General features: G+C 57.4%; 5 protein-coding genes, 1 tRNA gene and 1 other RNA gene. 2 read left to right on the top strand and 5 right to left on the bottom strand.

The window, feature by feature from the left end; genetic code table 11:
* Positions 1-263 precede the first annotated feature (263 nt).
* The gene (atpC, locus tag NW837_RS07690) at positions 264-677 is read right to left on the bottom strand and encodes an ATP synthase F1 subunit epsilon (RefSeq protein WP_414330392.1); all 414 of its coding nucleotides are present in this window, start codon (positions 675-677) and stop codon (positions 264-266) included.
* A gap of 304 nt (positions 678-981) precedes the next feature.
* Here atpC and NW837_RS07685 point away from each other — a divergent pair, with 304 nt between their 5' ends.
* Positions 982-1,620 carry a Crp/Fnr family transcriptional regulator gene (locus NW837_RS07685; RefSeq protein ID WP_011433798.1) on the top strand — a complete coding sequence of 213 codons (639 nt, stop codon included), beginning with the start codon at positions 982-984 and terminating at the stop codon, positions 1,618-1,620.
* A gap of 80 nt (positions 1,621-1,700) precedes the next feature.
* On the opposite strand, the gene ssrA is transcribed toward NW837_RS07685, so the two are convergent.
* Positions 1,701-2,102: a transfer-messenger RNA gene (ssrA, locus tag NW837_RS07680) on the bottom strand.
* Between the two features lie 100 nt (positions 2,103-2,202).
* On the opposite strand from ssrA, the gene NW837_RS07675 reads away from it, so the two are divergent.
* Positions 2,203-2,274: transfer RNA gene (locus tag NW837_RS07675), tRNA-Lys, on the top strand.
* Positions 2,275-2,276: 2 nt separating this feature from the next.
* On the opposite strand, the gene gatC is transcribed toward NW837_RS07675, so the two are convergent.
* The 3 genes from gatC to NW837_RS07660 all read right to left on the bottom strand — a co-directional run.
* Positions 2,277-2,570: an Asp-tRNA(Asn)/Glu-tRNA(Gln) amidotransferase subunit GatC gene (gene gatC / locus NW837_RS07670; RefSeq protein ID WP_414330390.1), complete on the bottom strand. Its 294-nt coding sequence runs from the start codon at positions 2,568-2,570 to the stop codon at positions 2,277-2,279.
* Positions 2,571-2,667: 97 nt separating this feature from the next.
* Complete coding sequence (locus NW837_RS07665) at positions 2,668-3,189, bottom strand: photosystem I assembly protein Ycf3 (RefSeq protein WP_414330387.1); 522 nt, start codon at positions 3,187-3,189, stop codon at positions 2,668-2,670.
* 192 nt (positions 3,190-3,381) lie between these two features.
* On the bottom strand, positions 3,382-3,694 hold a 313-nt coding region (locus NW837_RS07660; protein WP_414330384.1), incomplete at its 5' end, for a chlororespiratory reduction protein 7.

The raw sequence follows: 3,694 nt of genomic DNA, 5'->3' as shown, positions 1-3,694 counted from the left end.
TAAAATCCTGCTACGCCGGTCATAGCACCAGTAAGGACGAAGCATCGTGTCCTCGCCTTTTATCCCGACCCTTACCCTGGATAGTGGTGAGTGGATAGTGACCAGCCACTAGTCACTAGTCACTAACGGAGGGCGGGGCTTCCCGCCGGTCTAGCTAACAAAGCCAATCCCCAAAGATCGAAAATGGCCCCCTGGCTGCGCCTCAGCCCCTCCATCTCTCCTGCAGCTTGAGCTCCATCTGCAGATCCCGCGCCGGGACAGGGTCAGCTTCCAGTCTTGCTGCCCATCTCGGCAGCTTGGATCAAGGCCCTGGCTCGCTGTTGATCCAACTTGGCTTGCAAGCGCTCTTGCTTGTCGCTGCTGGTATTCAAAACTTTGCTTGCTTCGTCCAAGAGGGCCTGAGCCGCTGCCTTATCCACTTTTTCACCCCGCTCTGCTCGGTTGACCAGGACGGTTACCTCGTTATTTTCGACTTCTGCAAATCCGCCCATGACCGCAATGGCCGACCACTTTCCATCGGCTTTGACCCGCATAACGCCATTGCCGATGGCGGTCAAGAGGGGGGCGTGCCCAGTGAGAATGCCCAATTGGCCCGAAGTGGCAGGGAGGATCACTTCCTCGCTGGGGGCATCCCAAACCGTGCGGTCGGGGGTAATCACACGAACCATCAGCGTCACGACAGATCTCCTGAGGGCTTGAACACTTTCGCGTCGGCGGTGCGGAGCACCCTGCTTCCGATCCTACCGGATCCGGATCCCTGCAGCTTTGCCGGGTTCTCCTTTTGTCTCTTCTCTCGAGGCAGCCACACTTAACCTGTGCATAACTTTGCCTTTACCTCAGGCTGGAAGGCAAGCGCTAAGGTGTTGTCGGGAACACTTATCTCTCGCCCCCACCTCAGCATTGACGGCCAGCCCATTGCTGTTGGTTTGCAAGGGGGAGCCCAACGACTGGTGCGCCCAGTTTTCCTAGCGGAGCCAGCTTATGCCTGAAGCAATGCCTAGCCATTTTGCTGCCGGCCTGTCCACACGGGAGCGCCAACTGCTGGAAGACCTCTACCGAAGCCGCAGTTTATCCCCCTACACTCCCGGCCAGGTTATCCCTCTGTTTCCTGAGGAATGGGTGATCGTCTGTCGGGGCGTGGTACAGTTGACCACCCTCTATCCCAATGGCGGTGAGGCGTTGTTGGGGTTTGCCGGCCCCTCCATGCCCCTGGGATCCCCTCTGACGATGCTGGATCCCTACCAAGCTAAGGCTTTGACGGCAGTTGATGTGCTGCGGCTGCCGGCAGCAGAGGTGGAAGCCTCAGAGATCCTGAGTCAAGGGCTGCTCAAGCAGGTGGTGCGTCGGCTGCGCCAAACCGAAGCATTGCTCGCCTTGGCCGGACGGCGGCGGGTAGAGGATCGGCTGCGCCAGTTGCTCTCCCTTTTGGCTGTGGAGCTGGGATCCCCAGTTGCAACAGGGGTGCGCCTGCAAGTGCGCCTTACCCACCAGGACTTGGCCAATGCCATCGGCACTACCCGGGTCACCATTACCCGTCTCCTAAACCGCTTTCGCCAGCAGGGCTGGGTTGCGGTGGACAAAAACCGGCACCTTGTCATCAAACTCGCCCACGCTCCGTAAAACCTTTAGAAACTGAGCAGGATCTGCTCCTGGGGCATGGCTGAAAGCTGGCAGTTTTTGGCTCGTAGTTAACTGCTGGGAGATGGAGCTGACGGGAGTCGAACCCGTGTCCGAGATGGGTACTGAGGGATCACTCATTCACAGGTTTAGCCTCTTTGACCCTCGAGGCGGGGATCGCCGTTTGGATCCCGGCGATGGGAGTTCTCCGCCTGATCTTGGTCTCTCCCTCGACGGAGCCGGAGTAGAGAGCTGCACCCGTTGGGGTTGTGATCCGCCCACTTAACGGGGTCGTGAGCAGATCCTCGAGCTCAGAGTAAGTTTTCGGTTACTGAGCCTTAGGCAGCCAAAGCAGCCGCTTTACGAGCAAAGGGTACGACGTTGTTCGCACGTACTGTTTTGAGCCTGGTGGTAACGGGATAAGCTCAATCCCGACCTGCCTCATGAACCCATGTTCGCCACCCCGTCGAAACCGTTACAGCCCCAGGGTTGACTTGAGTCCAGCATAGCAAGATTTTTGGGGATACGGCCAGAACCTTTGCGAATGTGACAGAAGCTTTGCTAATATGACGAAGCTGCAAACTTGGGTCGGTAGCTCAGCGGTAGAGCACTCGGCTTTTAACCGATTGGCCCAGGGTTCGAATCCCTGCCGACCCATGTCAGTCTTCTTCTTCCAAAATGCGAGGCACCTTGAAGAACATGTCTGCCCGGTCAGGGGCGTTGGCCAGGATCCCTTCGATATCGGGGTAGGGCTCAACTTCATCGGGGCGAGTGGGCAGTTCCATGTCCAGGACATGAAAGGTGGGCTCTACCCCCTCCGTGTCCAGCTCCTTCAGTTGCTCCACATAGGCCAAGATGTCTGTTAGCTGCTCTGTGAACTGGATCTCCTCCTCTTCGGTTAGCTCCAAACGAGCCAAGTGAGCAACATGTTGGACTTCTTCCCGTTGCAGCATCCTCTCCTCCGGCTCGCAGGTTATCGACTTAACTTAGTCTAGGGTAGTTGAGCGCAACCGTTCGCGTTAGCGGGACGGAGTCCTTCTGCAGGAAGGCTCAGTACACTTCCAGGTTGGCGCGCCCGGTGGTTTTCAGCCAGTTTTGGGCCTCGATGTAGTTGTTGGGCGCAATGCGAATGGCCCGAATCCAGTACTGGGCAGCCTCGTCGAACAGGGACTCTGCTGTTTCCTCATCCCCGGCTTGCAGGCTCAGCTCGCCCTTGTGGTGCAGCAGCACGGCAATGTTGTTCAGAGCAGAGCAAAGTCTTGGGTTCAACTCCAGAGCTTGGTGATAGTACTCCAGAGCCTTGTCCAGTTCGCCGTTGCTCTGGTAGATCAGGCCCATGTTGTAGAGGATGTAGCTGCGGTCTTCTTCCCCTTGCTCCAGGGCAAGGGCTTCTCTGTAGTTTTCTAGGGCCTCGGCATATTCTCCTTCGCTCTGAGCGGCCATGCCATCCCGGTAGTAGGCAAAGGCTTTCTTTTCCTCGGAACTCACCCCTGGCAGCAGTTTCAGAATTAGATCGGCCATGACGGTGAAGGTCTTGTCAATGAAGTTGTCGTTCTTCATGCTGCGCGGCATGGCTGACCCCTTTTAAGTTTAGGACTAAGGATCTCTACTCTTGCGTTGTATCACGCCCAAGGCGGGATCCGAAACACAACCCCGTACTGCCCGCCCCACCTCTGGTGAGGTTTTTGCTATGCCTGCGGGAGGGGAACTGCAACGCTGTCGCGACGAGGCCACAAACGGCCTTGTCAAGGAACTTCCGACCTGTCAAGACCGTGTCGAGGAGCGCTTGCTCAGGCGCACAGGATGCCACTGCACGGTTTCGCCGGGGGAAACTTCGATCTCACAGGCGGTGTCGATCAGCCGCTGTGCCTGCGCTTGAGGGGTGGGATAGCGGGCCAGATCTGCATCCACCAAGTGGGGATGTTCCTGCAACAGCCGCATGAGAAACTCCTGCAATTCCTCGGGGCTGAGAAATTGCTCCGGCAAGCCCGGGATCAGCAGCACATAGTGGTTGGCAGCACGTAACAGTTCGGGTTCAGAGTCTGACATGGTGTGGGGTTGGGCGTCTTTTTTCCAT

The sequence above is a fragment of the Synechococcus sp. R6-10 genome (assembly GCF_047461815.1).
In the GTDB taxonomy this organism is placed as follows: domain Bacteria; phylum Cyanobacteriota; class Cyanobacteriia; order Thermostichales; family Thermostichaceae; genus Thermostichus.
Note: the sequence above shows the minus strand (reverse complement) of the source record. Positions and strands in the feature narration are given on the sequence as shown.

Bases quoted from the DNA above. Each gene is read 5' to 3' on its own strand.
- NW837_RS07685 (WP_011433798.1), top strand. From the start codon at position 982: ATGCCTGAAGCAATGCCTAGCCATTTTGCTGCCGGCCTGTCCACACGG.
- NW837_RS07665 (WP_414330387.1), bottom strand. From the start codon at position 3,189: ATGCCGCGCAGCATGAAGAACGACAACTTCATTGACAAGACCTTCACC.
- gatC (WP_414330390.1), bottom strand. From the start codon at position 2,570: ATGCTGCAACGGGAAGAAGTCCAACATGTTGCTCACTTGGCTCGTTTG.